The 17951-nt window shown below is 72.9% G+C and carries 16 protein-coding genes; 7 read left to right on the top strand and 9 right to left on the bottom strand.

Annotated elements, in window-relative coordinates; genetic code table 11:
- Positions 1 to 60: 60 nt before the first annotated feature.
- The 5 genes from AB0L33_RS01285 to AB0L33_RS01265 all read left to right on the top strand — a co-directional run bounded on the left by AB0L33_RS01285 (position 61) and on the right by AB0L33_RS01265 (position 5362).
- Positions 61 to 372 carry a hypothetical protein gene (locus tag AB0L33_RS01285; RefSeq protein ID WP_365677017.1) on the top strand — a complete coding sequence of 104 codons (312 nt, stop codon included), beginning with the start codon at positions 61 to 63 and terminating at the stop codon, positions 370 to 372.
- 72 nt (positions 373 to 444) lie between these two features.
- On the top strand, positions 445 to 1068 hold the full coding sequence (locus AB0L33_RS01280; RefSeq protein WP_365677016.1) for a PadR family transcriptional regulator: 624 nt from the start codon (positions 445 to 447) through the stop codon (positions 1066 to 1068).
- Between the two features lie 40 nt (positions 1069 to 1108).
- Positions 1109 to 1876 (top strand): ABC transporter ATP-binding protein, encoded by a 768-nt coding sequence (locus tag AB0L33_RS01275; protein WP_365677015.1) that lies wholly within the window; start codon positions 1109 to 1111, stop codon positions 1874 to 1876.
- The gene (locus AB0L33_RS01270) at positions 1873 to 4722 is read left to right on the top strand and encodes an FtsX-like permease family protein (protein WP_365677014.1); all 2850 of its coding nucleotides are present in this window, start codon (positions 1873 to 1875) and stop codon (positions 4720 to 4722) included. Before AB0L33_RS01275 ends, AB0L33_RS01270 begins: the two co-directional genes overlap by 4 nt.
- A 94-nt stretch (positions 4723 to 4816) precedes the next feature.
- Positions 4817 to 5362, top strand: a complete 546-nt coding sequence (locus AB0L33_RS01265) for a bacterial proteasome activator family protein (protein WP_365677013.1) — start codon at positions 4817 to 4819, stop codon at positions 5360 to 5362.
- A 63-nt stretch (positions 5363 to 5425) separates the two neighbouring features.
- Here the strand turns inward: AB0L33_RS01265 and AB0L33_RS01260 are convergent, their stop codons facing one another.
- The 7 genes from AB0L33_RS01260 to pdhA form a co-directional block, all read right to left on the bottom strand.
- Entirely contained in the window at positions 5426 to 6415 is a 990-nt protein-coding gene (locus AB0L33_RS01260) for an NAD(P)H-quinone oxidoreductase (protein ID WP_365677012.1), read from the bottom strand.
- Positions 6416 to 6447: 32 nt separating this feature from the next.
- The gene (locus AB0L33_RS01255; protein WP_365677376.1) at positions 6448 to 7521 is read right to left on the bottom strand and encodes a potassium channel family protein; all 1074 of its coding nucleotides are present in this window, start codon (positions 7519 to 7521) and stop codon (positions 6448 to 6450) included.
- A gap of 20 nt (positions 7522 to 7541) precedes the next feature.
- Positions 7542 to 9338, bottom strand: a complete 1797-nt coding sequence (locus AB0L33_RS01250) for a molybdopterin-binding protein (RefSeq protein ID WP_365677375.1) — start codon at positions 9336 to 9338, stop codon at positions 7542 to 7544.
- Between the two features lie 122 nt (positions 9339 to 9460).
- Complete coding sequence (locus AB0L33_RS01245) at positions 9461 to 10309, bottom strand: NTP transferase domain-containing protein (RefSeq protein WP_365677011.1); 849 nt, start codon at positions 10307 to 10309, stop codon at positions 9461 to 9463.
- Positions 10310 to 10352: 43 nt separating this feature from the next.
- Entirely contained in the window at positions 10353 to 11693 is a 1341-nt protein-coding gene (locus tag AB0L33_RS01240) for a dihydrolipoamide acetyltransferase family protein (protein ID WP_365677010.1), read from the bottom strand.
- A complete protein-coding gene (locus AB0L33_RS01235) occupies positions 11693 to 12724 on the bottom strand; it encodes an alpha-ketoacid dehydrogenase subunit beta (RefSeq protein WP_365677009.1) in 1032 nt (343 codons plus the stop codon). Before AB0L33_RS01235 ends, AB0L33_RS01240 begins: the two co-directional genes overlap by 1 nt.
- Positions 12721 to 13884, bottom strand: coding sequence for a pyruvate dehydrogenase (acetyl-transferring) E1 component subunit alpha (pdhA, locus tag AB0L33_RS01230; RefSeq protein WP_365677008.1), 1164 nt, complete (start codon positions 13882 to 13884; stop codon positions 12721 to 12723). Before pdhA ends, AB0L33_RS01235 begins: the two co-directional genes overlap by 4 nt.
- A gap of 201 nt (positions 13885 to 14085) precedes the next feature.
- Between pdhA and AB0L33_RS01225 the strand changes: the two genes are divergently transcribed.
- Positions 14086 to 14607 (top strand): Lrp/AsnC family transcriptional regulator, encoded by a 522-nt coding sequence (locus AB0L33_RS01225; protein WP_365677007.1) that lies wholly within the window; start codon positions 14086 to 14088, stop codon positions 14605 to 14607.
- A 15-nt stretch (positions 14608 to 14622) separates the two neighbouring features.
- Here AB0L33_RS01225 and AB0L33_RS01220 read toward each other — a convergent pair whose 3' ends face one another.
- Together AB0L33_RS01220 and AB0L33_RS01215 are read right to left on the bottom strand one after the other, a co-directional pair.
- On the bottom strand, positions 14623 to 15387 hold the full coding sequence (locus tag AB0L33_RS01220) for a hypothetical protein (RefSeq protein WP_365677006.1): 765 nt from the start codon (positions 15385 to 15387) through the stop codon (positions 14623 to 14625).
- 32 nt (positions 15388 to 15419) lie between these two features.
- Positions 15420 to 16022: a TetR/AcrR family transcriptional regulator gene (locus AB0L33_RS01215; protein ID WP_073966607.1), complete on the bottom strand. Its 603-nt coding sequence runs from the start codon at positions 16020 to 16022 to the stop codon at positions 15420 to 15422.
- Between the two features lie 123 nt (positions 16023 to 16145).
- On the opposite strand from AB0L33_RS01215, the gene paaN reads away from it, so the two are divergent.
- The gene (paaN, locus tag AB0L33_RS01210) at positions 16146 to 17846 is read left to right on the top strand and encodes a phenylacetic acid degradation protein PaaN (RefSeq protein ID WP_365677005.1); all 1701 of its coding nucleotides are present in this window, start codon (positions 16146 to 16148) and stop codon (positions 17844 to 17846) included.
- The last annotated feature ends 105 nt before the right edge of the window (positions 17847 to 17951 follow it).

Genomic DNA, 17951 nt, shown 5'->3' with positions numbered 1-17951 from the left:
TCACCGGTGAGCCGGTCTGCTTCTCCTTCTCCTTCTCCTTCGCCGAGCGCGTCCCGCCCCGTGGAGGCGCAGTCGCCGCTCGCCGGCCGGCCCGCCGGGGCGGGGCGGCAGCGGCCCGGGCGCTCGGCCGCCGAGGTGGCGCGGCAGGACGCGCTGGAGGACCGGGAGTCCCGGCCCTCGCCCTTCGAATCCGCCGCCGTGCCGGTCTTCACCCCTGACCCGGACGACTTCCGCGACCCTCCGCCCGGAGGACGGCAGGCGCTGAGCGGGGCGACCGTCCGGCGGTTGCAGCAGTTGTCGCTCGGCGCGGGAATCGGCCTGGTCGGGCTGGGTCTCGGCTTCCTCGCACTGCGGATGCGCCGGGCCCACTGACCGTACGGCCCTCCTCCGAGCCGCCGGCCCGTGGACTTGCAGTGATCAACATACTCGGTATACATACTCAGTATGTCGATCCGTCACGGGCTTCTTGCCCTCCTGGAGCGCGGGCCGCGCTACGGCTCCCAGCTCCGTACCGAATTCGAGTCGCGCACCGGCTCGACCTGGCCGCTCAACGTCGGGCAGGTGTACACGACGCTGAGCAGGCTGGAGCGCGACGGCCTGGTCGTCCAGGACGGCGAGGACGACCAGGGCCACGCCCTCTACTCGATCAGCGACGCCGGGCGCACCGAACTGCGCACCTGGTTCGAGACGCCGGTCGACCGCAGCAATCCGCCCCGTGACGAGCTGGCCATCAAGCTGGCCATGGCGGTCGGCGCGCCCGGCGTCGACATCAAGGCCGTCATCCAGGCCCAGCGCCACCACACGGTGAAGGCCATGCAGGACTACACGCGCCTCAAGGCACGGTCCCTCGCCCAGGCCCCCGCCAACCGCGACGAGGTGGCGTGGCTGCTCGTCGTGGAGCAGCTGATCTTCCAGGCCGAGGCCGAAGCGCGCTGGCTGGACCACTGCGAGGCCCGGCTGACCCGTCTCGCCGAGGCCGCGGCGACCGAGCCGGAAAAGGACCCGTCCCCGGGCCCGGCCGCCCGCTCCGCCGCCCGGCCGTCCGCCCGGTCCCGCACGCGCCGCTGAGTCCGGCGCCCGCTGCATCCGCCCGTTCCGAGAGGGAACCATGTCCCTGCACGTCCCGTCTCCGTCCGCTCCGCCCCTGCCGGTCGACGCACCGGTGCTCGAACTCCGCTCGCTCACCCGCACCCATGGCACCGGCATCGCCGAGGTGCAGGCGCTGCGCGGCATCAGCCTGTCGGTGCACGCCGGTGAACTCGTCGCCGTCATGGGCCCGTCCGGCTCCGGCAAGTCCACCCTGCTCACCCTCGCCGGCGGCCTCGACACCGCGAGCGGCGGCCAGGTGATCATCGAGGGCCAGGACATCTCCACGCTCGGCCGCAAGGGGCTCGCCGCCCTGCGCCGCCGCAGCGTCGGCTACGTCTTCCAGGACTACAACCTGATCCCCGCCCTGACCGCCGCCGAGAACATCGCCCTGCCCCGTGAGCTCGACGGCGTCTCGGTCCGCAAGGCGCGGAAGGAGGCCCGCGCCGCGCTGGAGGAGATGAACCTCCTGGAGATCGTGGACCGCTTCCCGGACGAGATGTCGGGCGGCCAGCAGCAGCGCGTCGCCATCGCCCGCGCGCTGGTGGGCGACCGGCGCCTGGTCCTCGCCGACGAGCCGACCGGGGCGCTCGACTCCGAGACCGGCGAGGCCGTCCTCGCGCTCCTGCGCAACCGCTGCGACCAGGGCGCGGCCGGGGTGATGGTGACGCACGAACCGCGGTACGCGGCGTGGGCGGACCGGGTCGTCTTCCTGCGGGACGGTTCGATCGTGGACCAGACGCTGACGGCCGGGGCCGAATCGCTGCTGGCCGCCGGGGGAGCCGAGTGAGCGTCTTCACGGGGTGGCGCGCCGCCCTCCGGATAGCCCGCCGCGACGCCCTGCGGGCCAAGGGCCGCAGCGCCCTGGTGGTCGCGATGATCGCGCTGCCGGTCCTCGGGGTGACGGCCGCCGACATCACGTACCGCAGCGCGGAGCTGAGCCCGGCCGAGCAGCTGACGTCCCGGCTCGGCGCAGCCGACGCGCTGTACAGCGATGCGGGCATGGGACCGATCCAGCAGATGCCGGACGGCAACATGTACGACACCGCGAGCGGTGAGGCGCCCAGCGAGGAACCGGCGCCGATCGACATGCGCCGCGCGTTCCCCGAGGGAGCCCGGGCGCTCAGTGAACAGCCCGTGCCCGCCACGGTCACCACCAAGTACGGGATCGCCAGCGTCGAGGTCATCGAGTTCAGGACCTCGGACCGGATGGCCCGCGGAAGGATCGACCTCCTGAAGGGCGCGCTCCCGCGTTCCATGGGCGAGATGGTGGCCACCGAGCCGTTCCTGGACTCGGCGGGCCTGCACGTGGGGTCCGAGGTCACGGTCACGCCGTCCGGCAAGAAGTACACGATCACCGGCGCGGTGGAACTGCCCGCCGACCTGAAGGCAAAGCAGCTGTACGCCGATCCGGGTGCGGTGATCGCTCCCTGGCAGGCGATGGCCGACCACGACAAGAAGGTCCCCGCGCCCAACGCGGGCTCGGTGCAGTGGCTGGTCGAGGGGCCGGGGCGGGCCGGGATCGGCTGGGAGGACGTGCTGGCGGCCAACAAGGCCGGCGCCGTCGTCACCTCCCGGCAGGTCTCCGAGAATCCCCCGCCCGACTCCGAGATCCCGCTGCTCCGGTCCCACCCGGACTACAACTCGATGGACATGGGGAGCGAGGAGACCAGCGCCGCCCTCGTCACCGTCGTCGCGATGACGATCCTGGAGATCGTGCTGCTGGCCGGGCCGGCGTTCGCCGTCGGCGCGCGCCGCTCCCGACGCCAGCTGGGCCTGCTCGGCACCTGCGGCGGCGACCGTGGCCAGGTCCGCGCGGTGGTCCTCGGAGGCGGTCTGGTACTCGGTGGTGCCGGCGCGGTCGCCGGGGTGGTGGTCGGGCTGCTGCTCACAGTGGTCTGCCGGCCGCTGATCGAGGACTGGGCCGGGCACCGCTTCGGTTCCCTGGTGATACGACCCACCGAACTCCTCGTCGTCGCCGTGCTCGGCCTGATCACCGGTGTCCTGGCGGCGCTCGCTCCGGCGATCGTGGCCGGCCGGCAGTCCGTGCTCGAATCGCTCACCGGCCGGCGCGGGGTGCGCCGCAGCTCCCGCGTGCTGCCGGTGACGGGCGCCTGCGTACTCGCGCTCGGTGTGCTCATCGCCGTGCTCGGGGGCACCAGCGGCGATTCCACTCTGGTTGCCGGCGGCTCGGTCGTCGCCGAGGTGGGCCTGCTCGCCTGCATTCCGGTGATCGTCGGACTGCTGGGCCGGCTCGGCCGCAGGTTCCCGCTCTCGCCCCGGATGGCGTTGCGCGATGCGGCCCGCAACCGGGGCCGCACCGCTCCGGCGGTGGCCGCCGTCATGGCGGCCGTGGCGGGGTCGGTGGCCATCGCCACCTACATGGCCAGCAACCTCGCCGAGTCCGACTACGAGTACACGCCCATGCTCGCCGAGGGGACGATCTCCCTCTCGGCGGGCGACGCGAAGGCCGTCGAACGGCTTCCGGCGGCCCGGGCCGCCGTGGAGCACAACATGGCGGTTACCGGTGGCCGGGCGGACATCTCCCGCGTGTGGGCGGGCAGCGACTGCAACGTCTATTACGAGGACGAGAGCAGCTGCGGCTCCATGACGCTGGTCAAGCCCACCGGAAAGGGCCACACCTGTCCGCTCGCCGACAAGGGCGCCAAGGAATTGGCCGCCCGGCTCTCCGCCGACGAGCACCGCACCCTGATGCGGTCCCCCGCCTGCGTGGACGTCCGCATCTCCGTCGGCACCTTCAGCTCGGATTCCAACAACATCGTCGTCGGCGACGCGGCCCTCCTCACCACGTATGTGAAGCTGCACGACCCCGCGGCGGCCGCGGCCCTGAAGGCCGGCACGCCCGTCCTGCTCAACGAGGCGTACGCGGAGAACGGCGAGGTCACCCTCAAGGCCGTCCATCGGTACAACCCCAAGGACACGGAGAACCGCAAGCTGCACCCCGGTAAGGCCCGCAAGACCACCGACCGGCTGAAGGTGTACGTCGCGAAGCCCGAATACGCCACCACACCCGGCATCCGCATGATCCTTCCGCAGCGGACCGCCGAACGACTCGGCCTGCACACGCAGCCGTACGGCAGTGTGTACGCCGTCAGCCACCAGCCCACGGACGCGGAGAACCAGCGGACATCGGCCACCATCGACCAGGCCGGCGGCGGACTCTGGGTGCAGTCCAATTCCGGCCCCAACGACCGGGGCAGCACCATCCAGCTGATCCTCACTCTGTTCGCCGGGGTGGTGACCATGGGCGCCGCCGCGATCACGACCGGCCTGGCCAAGGCGGACGCCGAGGCCGACCTCACCACGCTCAGCGCGGTCGGCGCACCCCCGCGTGTGCGGCGGTCGCTCTCCGGCTTCCAGTGCCTGGTGGTCGCGCTGACCGGCGTACTGCTCGGAACGGCCGCGGGGCTGGTGCCCGCGGTGGCGCTGCGCCTGGTCGATCTGCGCCAGGCCATGGAGCAGATGCGCCAGCAGCCCATGGAATCCGCGTACACGCCGATCGTGCTGCCCTGGGCGACCATCGGTCTGCTGGCCGTGGCGGTCCCGCTGCTGGCGGGCGGCCTCGCGGCGGCCTTCACTCGCTCGCGGGTGGCCCTGGCGAGGCGGGCCGGCTGAGCGGTTGAGCCGTTCGATGCCCCCGGGCGCGGTGGATCAACCGTTTCCGGGGGCACCACAGTGTTGAACACTTCGTGTGCGAGACAATGGCGGCATGGAGATGCCGAGGAATGAACGGTCGCAGGAGCACCCCCAGGTCCTCGTAGTGGGGCAGGACGGAATGGCGATCGGCGGCGGTGGCACTGACGACGAGTCGCGGGAGGTCCCGGTGACGGAGATGGTCGAGCAGCCCGCGAAGGTCATGCGGATCGGCAGCATGATCAAGCAGCTCCTGGAGGAGGTCAGGGCCGCTCCTCTTGACGAGGCGAGCCGGGTGCGGCTCAAGGAGATCCACGCCGGTTCCGTGAAGGAGCTGGAGGACGGTCTCGCGCCGGAGCTGGTGGAGGAGCTGGAGCGGCTGTCCCTGCCGTTCACCGAGGACTCGGTCCCCTCCGAGGCGGAGCTGCGGATCGCCCAGGCCCAGCTGGTGGGCTGGCTGGAGGGCCTGTTCCACGGCATCCAGACGGCGCTGTTCGCCCAGCAGATGGCGGCCCGCGCCCAGCTGGAGCAGATGCGCCGCGCGCTGCCGCCCGGCAGCGGCCCGGAGGAGGAGGGCGGCATCGACCCGCACGGCCCGGTCCGCTCGGGGCCGTACCTGTAACCGACCACGCACGAGGGCCCGGCACACAGCGGTGTGCCGGGCCCTCTCCGTACGCCCGTGTGCTCAGCCGGCCGTGTGCGGCTGGAGCAGCACCTTGCCGATGTGGGTGCTGGACTCCATGACCCGGTGCCCCTCGGCCGCGTCCCGCATCGGGACCGTGCGGTCGACCACCGGCTTCACGACGCCCTGCTCGATGAGCGGCCAGACGTGCTCGCGGACGGCCGCGACGATCGCCGCCTTCTCCGCGAGCGGGCGCCCGCGCAACGAGGTCGCCGTGACGGCCGCCCGCTTGTTGAGCAGCATGCCGAGGTTCAGCTCGCCCTTGGCGCCGCCCTGGAGCCCGATGATCGCGAGCCGGCCGTTGACGGCGAGCGCCTGCACGTTCCGGTCGAGGTACTTCGCGCCCATGATGTCGAGGATGACGTCCGCGCCCGCCCCGGCCGTGGTCTCGCGGATCTCCTCCACGAAGTCCTGCTCGTGGTAGTCGATGAGGATGTCCGCGCCCAGCTCGGCGCAGCGCGCCAGCTTGTCGGGGCTGCCGGCCGTCACGGCGACCCGTGCGCCGACGGCCTTGGCGAGCTGGATCGCCATCGTGCCGATGCCGCTGGACCCGCCGTGCACCAACAGGGTCTCGGCGGGCCGGAGGTGGGCCACCATGAAGACGTTGGACCAGACCGTGGCCGTCACCTCGGGCAGCGCGGCCGCCTGCACGAGATCCAGCCCCTTGGGAACGGGGAGGAGCTGGCCGGCCGGGACAGCGACCTTCTCCGCGTAGCCGCCGCCCGCGAGGAGCGCGCACACCTCGTCGCCGACGGCCCAGCCGGTGACCCCGGGCCCGAGGGCCGAGACGCGGCCGGAGCACTCCAGGCCCGGGTAGGGGGACGCTCCCGGCGGCGGGTCGTAGAAGCCCTGCCGCTGGAGCACATCGGCCCGGTTGACCGCACTGGCCACGACGTCGACGAGGACCTCGCCCTCGCCGGGAACGGGATCGGGCACCTCGGCCCACACGAGCGCCTCGGGGCCACCGGGTTCAGGGATCGTGATCGCATGCATGGCCGCGAGGCTACTCCGTGGGCGGGGCGGTCTCAGGAACGCGCGGTCCCCTGGTGCGGCGGGTAGCCGGGCGGCTCGTTCGAGGCGCGGACGATGGTGATCAGGCGGTCCGTCAACTGCAAGGGGCTCGCCGCCGGGTCGTCGTAGCCGAGGAGCCGGTGGCCCCGCAGCACGTTGACGACAAGGTCGTCGGTCTCCCGCACGCCCTTGCCGACCTCACTCTTTATCACCGGACGTTCGACCAGGTCGAGGCCGCTGCCCTGCTGGATCAGGTCCTCCATGACCGTGCCCGCGCTGGGGCTGAGCACGGACAGGCCGAGCAGCCGGCCCGCCGCGCTGGCACTGGTGATGACGGCGTCCGCACCGGACTGCCGCAGCAACGGGGCGTTCTCCTCCTCGCGGACCGCGGCCACGATCTTCGCGCCCCGGTTGAGCTGGCGGGCGGTCAGCGCGACCAGCACCGCGGTGTCGTCGCGCTGGGTGGCGATGATGACCTGACGGGCCTTCTGAAGCTCGGCCCGGAGCAGCACATCGCTGCGCGTGGCGTCCCCGACGACACCCGTGAAGCCCTCGGCGTTGGCGATCTCGATCACCTTGGACTGCGGGTCGACAATGACGATCTGTTCCTTGCTCAGCCCGGTGGCGCACAGGGTCTGGATGGCCGAGCGGCCCTTCGTGCCGAAGCCGACGACGACAGTGTGGTCACGCAAGTTGGTTCTCCAACGCTTCAGCCGGAAGTCCTCCCGGGTCCGCTCCGTGAGGACCTCAAGGGTGGTGCCGACCAGGATGATGAGGAAGAGCACGCGCAGCGGTGTCACGAGCACCACATTCATGAGGCGGGCGCCGTCGCTGTACGGGGTGATGTCGCCGTAGCCGGTGGTGGAGAGGGTGACCGTCGCGTAGTACACGGAGTCCAGCAGGTCGACCTTGCCGTCGGCCGCGTCGTGGTAGCCGGCCCGGTCGACCCAGACGATGAACACCGTGATGGCCAGCACCATCAGAGCCATCATCAGCCGCTTGGCGACCTGGCGCGCCGGCCCGTCCACGACCCGGCGCGGAAGCATCACACGGGTGGGGACGACCTGTTCGTCCGCCCGCCTGGCCATCGCGTCCTGGCCCGGAAGTTTCACGTGAAACACCCTTCAGTCCACGGCGTCGCCGGGACCCACGGTAGATCGAGGATCTCCACCTCGGTGCCGGACCGTACCCCGCCCGGCTCCACGACGGCCAGCCCGTCTGCGGCGGCGATCCCGCGCAGCATGGCGGGACCGTTGTAGTGCAGTGGTACGACGTGCTCGGCGCCGCCCGCGGTTCCGGGTTCTCCGGCCGCCCGGTGGACCACGGGCACCAGCCGGGTGTCGCGCGGATGCCCGTGCACATCGTCGCGCACAGCCACCCGGTAGGGGTCATCGGGGGTGCGGCCGGCCAGTCCGCCGAGGAGCGGCCCGGCCAGGGTGAGCAGTCCGGAGACGGCGGCCAGGGGGTTGCCGGGCAGCCCGACGAGCCAGGGCCCGTCGGAGGGGAGCCGGGCCAGCAGCATCGGATGACCAGGACGCACGGCGACCCCGTCGACCAGGAGCTCCGCCCCGATCCGGTCGAGGACGCGGTGGACGTGGTCGACCGGCCCGGCGGCGGTGCCACCGGTCGTGATGATCAGGTCGGCCTCGGAGCGGGTGAGCGCCTTGCGCAGGGCCTCCGCGTCGTCGCCGAGGCGCTGCGGGGGCGTGACCTCGGCGCCCAGCGCGTGCACCCAGGGCCCGATCATGGGGCCCAGCGCGTCGCGGATCAGCCCGTCGTGCGGCAGCCCGGCGGTGAGCAGTTCGTCGCCGAGCACCAGGACGTCGACGCGCGGCCGGGCCCGGACGGACAGCTCGTCGTACCCGGCGGCCGCGGCCAGTCCGAGGACGGCGGGTGTGACGACCGTTCCGGCGGGGAGCAGGATCTCCCCCGACCGGCACTCCTGGCCGCGGGGCCGGATGTCCTGACCCTGGCTCACGGACCGCTCCGCGTACAGCAGCCCCTTGGCCTCGTCGGCGTGCGCGTGCTCGCTGCGGATGACGGCGGTGACCTCGGCGGGGATACGGGCGCCGGTGGCGATACGCACGGCCTCCCCGTCGGGCAGGGGGGCGGGCGCGTCCTGGCCGGCGAGGATGCCGGTGTCGTCCCGGATCTGCCAGGGCCCGGGCCCCGCGACGGCCCAGCCATCCATGGCCGAGGTGTCAAAGGACGGCAGGTCGGTGAGCGCGACCAACGGCTCCCCCAGGCCCCGCCCCAGCACCGTGCCGAGCCCGAGCCGCTCGGTACGCACGGCACCACGCTGCCCGGCCCGGGCGGCGACGGCCCGCGCCGCGGGCCAGGGGACCGCTGCGTGCCGGGAGGCGCCGGGCCGAGGGGAGTCGGGCCGGGGGGAGTCGGGCCGAGGGGAGTCGGGCCGGAAGGCATCGGGCCGGGGGGCGTCAGGCCGAGGGCGGGACCGGTCACCGGCGGGGGAGCCGTCGGGCCGAGGGGAGTCGGGCTGAGGTCCGACGGGGGCGATGCCGGGCCGGGGGCCGGGCCGGTCACCGGCGGGGGCCGGGCCGGGGCGGTGGCTCCCTGACTGGTCCGAGCACCCGGCGTTGCTCAGCGGGGCTCCGCCGGGCCCGGGGTCCGACGAGGCGATCGGGCGGTCGCCCTGCTCTCCGGGCTGCCGGGGAGTACCGCCCCCCTGAGAGACGGGGGTTGCGGAGCTGGCGGGGCTGGCGGGCGCGTGGCCTCCCGGCCGGTCGGCGCGCTCGGCGCCGGGGCCGACGCTCGCCGGCGCTGCGGGGGTGGTGCCCCGCTCACCGGGGGCCGGGTCGTCCGACCAGTCGTTGTGCAGGCTGGTGAGCCAGTCGGACGGCGCGTCCGCCCGCGCGGGCTCCGCGTCGCGCGGCGACCGGCTCACGAGGGCCAGGGCCTGGGCGACGGCCCGCTCCTCGTCGGCCCGCGCCTCCGCCTCGGAGGCAACGCGCGACTCCGCGAGGGCGCGGGGGTCACCCCGGTCGCCCCCGGGCGCCCCGGACCCCGTCACGGCGTCTCGTTCTCGTCCGCCCACCGGAGCGCGAGCGCGGCCGCCTTGCGGGCGGCCTCGGCCACTGCCTCCGGTCCTCCGCCGGCGCCGCCCGCCTTCGCCGCCGCGTAGCCGACCAGGAAGGTCGTCAGGGGCGCGGCGGGCCGGGCGACACCATGCGCGGCGTCACGGGCGAGGTCGAGCAGGAGGCCGGTGTCGACGTCGAGGTCAATGCCGAGTTCTTCCTTGACTGCGGTGATCCATTCGTCCAGCACCGTCCCATGTTCTCTGATCCGGGCCCGGGCCGAAGCGATGTCCTCCCAGGTGTCGCAGTCGAACGAGGCGAGGGGGCCCGCCGCCACCCGGCACAGCGTCAGCTCCCGCGTGAGCAGCCTCAGCGGCAGCCCGCCCAGACCACCGTGCTCGGCGGCGAGGAAGGCCAGTTCGCGGCGGAGCGGCTCGCCCCGGTAGACGGCGACGAGCGGCTGGTCGCGCCCACCCTCGTCGGAGCACAGGGCACCCTCGACGCCGTCCCGCCCAGCGGCGGCCAGCAGCGCCGCGACCGTATCGGCGCCCAGGAACGGCAGATCGGCGGAGAGCACGAGCACCCGTTCCGCCGACGTGTGCCGGACCCCGGCCCCCAGCGCGGCCAACGGGCCACCGCCGGGAGGGACTTCGCGCGCCCAGGTCACCGCCCGCGCGGTGGGCCGCCGGTCCCCCACCACCACGGTGGTCCCGGCGCCGGAGCAGGCGGCGAGGACCCGGTCCAGGAGCGGGCGGCCGCCCACCCGGACGGCGGGCTTGTCGGCACCGCCCAGCCGCTTGGCGGCCCCTCCGGCGAGAACGATGGCGTCGTACGCGGTCATGCCCCGAGTATGCGGGGCCCGGCGGCCGGGCCCCGCCCCGCCGCTACACGCCCCGGAGCAGCAGCGCCGGCTGCTCCACGCAGTTCGCGACGTACCGCAGGAACCCTCCGGCGGTGCCGCCGTCGCAGACCCGGTGATCGAAGGTCAGGGAGAGCTGCACGACCTGGCGCACGGCGAGCTGCCCCTCGTGCACCCACGGCTTGGGGACGATCCGGCCGACGCCCAGCATCGCGGCCTCGGGGTGGTTGATGATCGGCGTCGAGCCGTCCACCCCGAAGACCCCGTAGTTGTTGAGCGTGAACGTGCCGCCGGTCAGTTCGGCCGGCGTCAGTGTGCCCGTTCTGGCCGCCTCGGTCAGCCGGGCGATCTCGGCGCCGATCGACTCCGTGGTGCGGGCGTGGGCGTCCCGTACGACGGGGACGACCAGGCCCCGGTCGGTCTGCGCCGCGAACCCGAGGTGGACCTGCGGCAGCCGGACGATCTCGCGCGCCTCCTGGTCCACCGTGGAGTTCAGCTCCGGGTAGCGGGCCAGGGCGGCGGTGCAGATGCGGGCGAGAAGGGCGAGCACCGACACCTTGGCCGCACCGGCCCCGGCGGCGTCGTTCATCGCGGCGCGGGCGGCCATCAGCCCGGTCGCGTCGGCGTCGACCCAGCAGGTGGCGTCGGGGATCTCCCGTCGGCTGCGGGCCAGTTTGTCGGCGACCGCTCCCCGTACACCGCGCAGCGCGATCCGCTCACCGACGGCAGAGGAATCCGCGGGGGAGGAGGCGACCTCCGGGGCGGGCGCCTCGGCGGCCGACCGGATCGCGGACTCGACGTCGGCGCGCAGGATCAGCCCGTCGGGCCCCGACCCGGCGAGCCGGCGCAGATCCAGATCGTGCTGCCGCGCGAGCCTGCGGACCAGGGGGGAAACCACCGCGACCGGCCCGGGTGCGGGGTCGGGCGCGGCGGCCGGGGCCGGTGCCGCGGCCTCGACAGACGTCACGGGCACGGCGACCGCCGCCTTCAGCCCCTCCGGCCGGACCCGCCGACGCCGCACCGGCGGTGCCCCGGTCCCGTAGCCCACCAGCACGTTCCCGGACCCGGAATCCTCTGTCCCGGAATCCGCGTCCGCACCGCCCCCGGCGGATTCCACGGGCGATCCGACGGCCACGGTCAGCAGCGGGGCCCCCACCGGGAGCTCGGCGCCCTCGTCGCCGAAGCGGGCGGTCACCACACCGCCGTACGGGCAGGGCACCTCCACCATCGCCTTGGCCGTCTCGACCTCGACCACGGGCTGGTCGATGGCGACGACGTCCCCGACCTCCACCAGCCAGCGCACGATCTCCGCCTCGGTCAGCCCCTCGCCGAGATCCGGAAGCCTGAACTCAAGAACCTGAGGCATCAGTTCTCCGCCTCCCACTGGAGCCGCGCGACGGCGTCGAGGACCCGGTCCACGCCGGGAAGGTGGTGCCGCTCCTGCATCGGCGGCGGATACGGAATGTCGAACCCGGCGACCCGCAGCACCGGCGCCTCCAGGTGGTGGAAGCACTGCTCGGTGATCCGGGCCGCGATCTCGCCGCCCGGTCCCCCGAAGCCGGTGGACTCGTGGACCACCACCGCACGCCCGGTACGGCGGACGGAGGCGGCGACGGTCTCGTCGTCGAACGGCACCAGCGAGCGCAGGTCGACCACTTCGAGGTCCCAGCCCTCTTCGACCGCCGCCTGCGCGGCCTCCATGCAGACCGGCAGGGACGGCCCGTAGGTGATCAGGGTCGCGCTGCGGCCGGGGCGTCGCACGACGGCGCGGCCGATGGGCTCCACGGCCGTGGGATGCTCCGGCGACCAGTCGGCCTTCGACCAGTACAGCCGCTTCGGCTCCAGGAAGACCACGGGGTCGTCCGAGGCGATCGAGGCCCGCAGCAGCCCGTAGGCGTCCTCCACCGTGGCCGCGGTGACGACATGGAGACCGGGGGTCGCCATGTAGTACGCCTCCGAGGAGTCGCTGTGGTGCTCGACGCCGCCGATGCCGCCGCCGTAGGGCACCCGGACGGTGATCGGGAGCGGCATCGCGCCTCCGGTCCGGTTCCGCATCTTGGCGACGTGGCTGACGAGTTGCTCGAACGCCGGGTACGCGAACGCGTCGAACTGCATCTCGACCACGGGCCGCAGCCCGTACATCGCCATGCCGACCGCGGCCCCGAGGATGCCCGCCTCGGCGAGCGGGGTGTCCGTACAGCGTTCGTCGCCGAACTCCTTCGCCAGGCCGTCCGTGATCCGGAAGACCCCGCCGAGCGTCCCGACGTCCTCCCCGAGGACGTGCACCGTGGGGTCCTCGGCCATCGAGTCGCGCAGTGCGCGCCCCAGCGCCTGCGCCATGGTGGCGGGCTTGGCCTTCGCCGTCCGCGCCCCGGCCGTCACCGCTGCCGTGGTCATCGCCCTGCTCCCCCGTCCTCCGTGCCGTGCTGGTCGTTCTCCGCGGCGAGCTCCTGGCGCAGCCGGGCCGCCTGCTCCCGCAACTGCGCCGTCTGCTCCGCGTACACATGGGTGAAGAGGTCCATCGGGTCGAGCACCGGGTCCGCGTTCATCCGCTCCCTCAGCGCCGCCGCCATCCGCTCGGCGGCCGACCGTGCCTCTTCCACCCCACCCTCATCGAGCAGACCGCGCCCGGTCAGCTCGCGCTCCATGAGCTGGACGGGGTCGTGGTCCCGCCACGCCTCGACCTCGCTGTCGCCGCGATAGCGGGTCGCGTCATCGGCGTTCGTATGGGCGTCCATGCGGTACGTGACCGCCTCGACCAGCGTCGGACCGCCCCCGCTCCTGGCCCGCGCCACCGCTTCGGTGAGCACCTGGTGCACCGCGGCCGCGTCGTTCCCGTCGACCAGCCGGCCGGGCATGCCGTACCCCACGGCCTTGTGGGCCAGGGACGGCGCCGCCGTCTGCTTGGCCAGCGGTACGGAGATGGCGAAGCCGTTGTTCTGCACGAGGAAGACCACCGGGGCCTTCCATACCGCCGCGAAGTTCAGCGCCTCGTGGAAATCGCCCTCGCTCGTGCCGCCGTCGCCGACCATCGCCAGCGCGACCACGTCGTCGCCCTTGAGCCGCGCCGCGTGGGCCAGCCCCACGGCGTGCGGCAGCTGGGTGGCGAGCGGCGTGCAGAGCGGGGCGATGCGGTGCGTACGCGGGTCGTAGCCGGTGTGCCGGTCACCCCGCAGCAGCGTCAGCGCCTCGACCGGGTCGAGACCCCGGGCCACCGCCGCGAGCGTGTCGCGGTAGCTGGGGAAGAGCCAGTCCTGTTCGTCGAGCACCAGGGCGGCCGCGATCTCGCAGGCCTCCTGGCCCGTGCTCGACGGGTAGACCGCCAGCCGGCCCTGCTTCGTCAGTGCCGTCGCCTGGGCGTTGTACCGCCGCCCGCGCACCAGCTCCGCGTAGAGCCGCAGCAGCAGCTCGGGATCGGCGTCGGCCACCGCGTCCGTACCGAGGACCCGGTACGGCTCCGGGTCCGGGAGCAGCGGCGCGGGATCGGTCAGCGGCTTCCAGGCCGGGGGCGGCGTGGGCCGGTAGGCGGCCGCTCCGGGCAGCTCTTGGACCGTCATGACAGGCACCTCCGAGCATCGAGGGGTGTCGACATATGGTGATATATCGAAAACGGCGTGAAGCACAGGTGTGGCGTGCCTCACCTACCGATTGTTCGGTCGCGAGCGCATTTTGGCTACAGGCGCCGCCAGCCTGTGGACAAACGGTTTTCCACAGCCTGGGATAGGAGCAGGTCGTCCAGGACGGGGAGGCGCGGGAACATGCCAGCTGAACAAATGGCCGACGGGGCCGACGGGCCGGGTCAGGTTCCTCCGGCGCGCCCGCTCGATTCCATCGACCACGCCATCCTGCGACTGCTCCAGACGGACGGGCGCGCCTCGATACGGTCGGTGGCCGACCGTGTCCACGTATCGCGCGCGAACGCGTACGCCCGGATCAACCGGCTCATCGAGGACGGTGTCATCCGGGGCTTCGGCGCGCGGGTGAACCACGAGCGGGCGGGGCAGGGCGCCTCCGCGTACATCACGCTCAAGATCGTCCAGAACTCCTGGCGGACCGTCCGCGAACAGCTCCAGGCACTGCCGGGAGCCACCCACATCGCGCTGGTCAGCGGCGATTTCGACGTCCTGCTCCTGGTGCACACACCGGACAACCGGACGCTGCGCGAGCTGGTGCTGACCCGCATTCAGGCCATTCCGGAAGTGCTCTCGACGCGCACGCTCCTGGTGTTCGAGGAAACGGACCTGGCGCCGGGACCGGACCGGCCCACGGAGCTCGCCTGAGCGGGTACGGGCAGGTCAGGAACCATATTTCGCGAGGAATCCGCGCACGGTGGCCCAGCGCGCGTCGTCGTAGAGCAGCGCCACCCCGTGAGCGCTCTCGTCCCGCACGTAGACCAGCTTGTGCTCGGGCGACTTCACGCTCTTCTTGTTCAGCTCCTTCACTCCGGCCCCGAAGTCGCCGTCCAGTTCCCCGACCATGTAGAGCACGGGCGAGGTCAGTTGGGGCACGGCCCCGACGGCATTCATGGTGGAGTACTGCTCGGGGGCGGAGAGCGCGACGACGGCGTCGGGCTGCGGGTTCAGCCGGGGCGCCGCGGCGAGCACCGCGGTACCGCCCTTGGAGGCACCCATGAGAAGGAGCTTCTCGGCACCCTTGTCCCGCAGATAGCCGGCAGCGCCGATGATCTCGGCAACCTCCGGCCCGGTCGAGTTGACCGCGAGCACGCGATAGCCGGCCTTGCTCAGCTCGTCGGCCTTGTCCTTCCACTGGCAGGCCGTGCCGTCGGACTGGTGCGCGAGCACGATCCCGGCGCCCGCACCGCCGCGCGGCGCGTACGCACCGGTTTCGGAGCCGTCCTCGCTCCGGAAGGTGATCGACGCCCGCTCGGCCTCCTCGGGCGTCAGACACCCGAAGTCGTCCGGCTTCCCGGCCGACGCGCCACCACCGGCGCCGTCACCCTTGTCGCCCCCGCCCTCCGACGAACAGCCCGCCAGCGAGGCCGTGAGGAACAGTGCGGCGGCGGCACAGAGGAGTCCGGGCACCCGGAGCGCAGCGGTCATGGGCGCGATATTGGTGGGGCCCCATGCCGCAGTCAACGGCGGTCCGGACCGGCCTTCATGCCGTCGAAAGCGAGCCGCACCACCGTGTCGGCGAGGCGGTCCCCGTCCGCGCCCCCGTCGGGCAGCGGCCGATACCACTCCACGAGCGAGTTCACCATCCCGAACAGCAGCCGCGTCGCGAGCCGTATGTCCACGTCGGAGCGGAGATCGCCGTCCGCGACGGCCGCCTTCAGCAACTCGGCGACCCGCTGGTCGAACTCGCGCCGCCGCTCCAGGGCCCAGCGCTCGGTCTTCGTGTTGCCCCGCACCCGCAGCAGCAGCGTGACGTAGGGGAGTTCGGCTATCAGCACCTCGACGGTGCGACGAGTTACGTACTCGACCCGCTCGATCGCACGGCCCCGCGTCGCCCCCGGTTCGTCCAGAATCCCGAACAGCCCGTCCAGGGCCCGGCTGACCGCGCGGCGCAGCAGCTCCTCCTTGCCCGCGACGTGGTGGTAGATGGACGACTTGGAGATTCCGGCCGCCTTGGACAGGTGCTCCATGGACGTGCCGTCGTAGCCGCGCTCGTTGAACACACGGACTGCGACGGTCAGCAGAGTCTCCGGTGTGTACGTGTCCCGCTTGGCCGTGGTCATGTCCGCGATCCTCCCCTACGCGTTGTCCACAGGTTTCGTGGGCCCCCTTGTCCCGACCGATCGTTCGGTTACTCTAACTCTGTCCGCCCGTCCCTGCCCAGCTCGATGAGGAGTTGGTCCGTCATGGCCGCCGAGCTCTCCCCGCACCTGCTGTCCGAGAGGCACCGCTCCACGCTGGACCGGGCCCTCGAAGCGATCCGCACGCGTGATTACTGGTCCCCGCACCCCGAGCACCCGAAGGCGTACGGCGAGGGCGGTGCTCCGGGAAGCCTCGGCACCGCCGAGGGCAAGGCCGCCTTCGACGCCGTGCTGCACGGCCGCCTCGACCTCGGACAGCCGGGCACCGACGGCTGGGCGGGCGGGGAGGTCTCTCCGTACGGCCCCGAGCTCGGCGTCGAGTACCCGCACGCGGACCCGGACGTGCTGATTCCGGCGATGCGGGCGGGCATGCCGGCCTGGCGCGAGGCGGGCCCCGAGACCAGGGCCCTGGTCTGTCTGGAGATCCTGGCGCGGATCAGCGCCCGCACCCATGAGTTCGCCCACGCCGTGATGCACACCAGCGGCCAGGCGTTCATGATGGCGTTCCAGGCCGGGGGCCCGCACGCCCAGGACCGCGGCCTCGAAGCCGTCGCCTACGCCTACGAGGAGCAGCTCCGCGCGCCCCGGACGGCCGACTGGTCGAAGCCGCAGGGCAAGCGCGACCCGCTCGCGCTGCACAAGACGTTCATCCCGGCGGGCCGCGGCATCTCGCTCCTGATCGGCTGCAACACCTTCCCCACGTGGAACGGCTACCCGGGCCTCTTCGCCTCCCTCGCCACGGGCAATCCCGTCCTGGTCAAGCCCCACCCCCGCGCGGTGCTCCCGCTGGCGCTCACGGTCCGGCTGGCGCGCGACGTGCTCGCGGAGGCCGGTTTCGACCCCAACCTCGTCGCCCTGGCCGCCGAGCGCCCGGGCGAGGGCATCGCCAAGGCCCTGGCGGTGCGCCCCGAGATCAAGATCATCGACTACACCGGGTCCACGGAGTTCGGTGACTGGCTGGAGGCCAACGCCCGCCAGGCCCAGGTCTACACGGAGAAGGCCGGCGTCAACACGGTCGTCGTGGACTCCACGAACGACTACCGCGGCATGCTCGCCAACCTGGCGTTCTCGTTCTCCCTGTACAGCGGCCAGATGTGCACCACCCCGCAGAACGTGCTCATCCCCCGCTCCGGCATCACCACGGACGTCGGCGACAAGTCGTACGACGACGTGGTCGGCGACATCGCCGCCGCCGTCACCGGCCTCCTCGGCGACGACGCCAGGGCGAACGGCCTGCTGGGCGCCCTGGTCAACCCGGACGTGAAGGCCCGCCTGGAGTCGGCGGCGCAGCTGGGCGAGGTCGCGCTCCCGTCCCGCGAGGTGACCAACCCGGACTTCCCGGACGCCACCGTACGCACCCCTGTGATCGTCAAGCTCGACGCGGCCAAGACGGACGGCGAGGCCCCCTACCTCTCGGAGTGCTTCGGCCCGGTCTCCTTCGCGGTCGCGGTCGACTCCACGGCTGACGCCCTGGAGCTGCTGCGCCGCACGATCCGCGAGAAGGGCGCGATGACGGTCGGCGCGTACACGACGTCCCCGGAGGTGGAGCGCGCGGTGGAGGACGTCTGCCTGGACGAGTCCGCCCAGCTCTCCCTGAACCTCACCGGCGGCGTGTACGTCAACCAGACGGCGGCCTTCTCCGACTACCACGGCTCAGGCGGCAACCCGGCGGCCAACGCGGCCCTCTGCGACGGCGCCTTCGTCTCGAACCGCTTCCGCACGATCGAGATCCGCCGCCAGAACTGAAGCCACCCACGAATCCCAGCGCGCCGGCGTGCCCCCCAGCCCCGCCGGCGTGCGCCCCAACCCGCTGGCGTGACCCCCAGCCCCGACAACGTGCCCCCAGCCTCG

The organism is Streptomyces sp. NPDC052299 (genome assembly GCF_040679335.1).
GTDB lineage: Bacteria > Actinomycetota > Actinomycetes > Streptomycetales > Streptomycetaceae > Streptomyces.
Note: the sequence above shows the minus strand (reverse complement) of the source record. Positions and strands in the feature narration are given on the sequence as shown.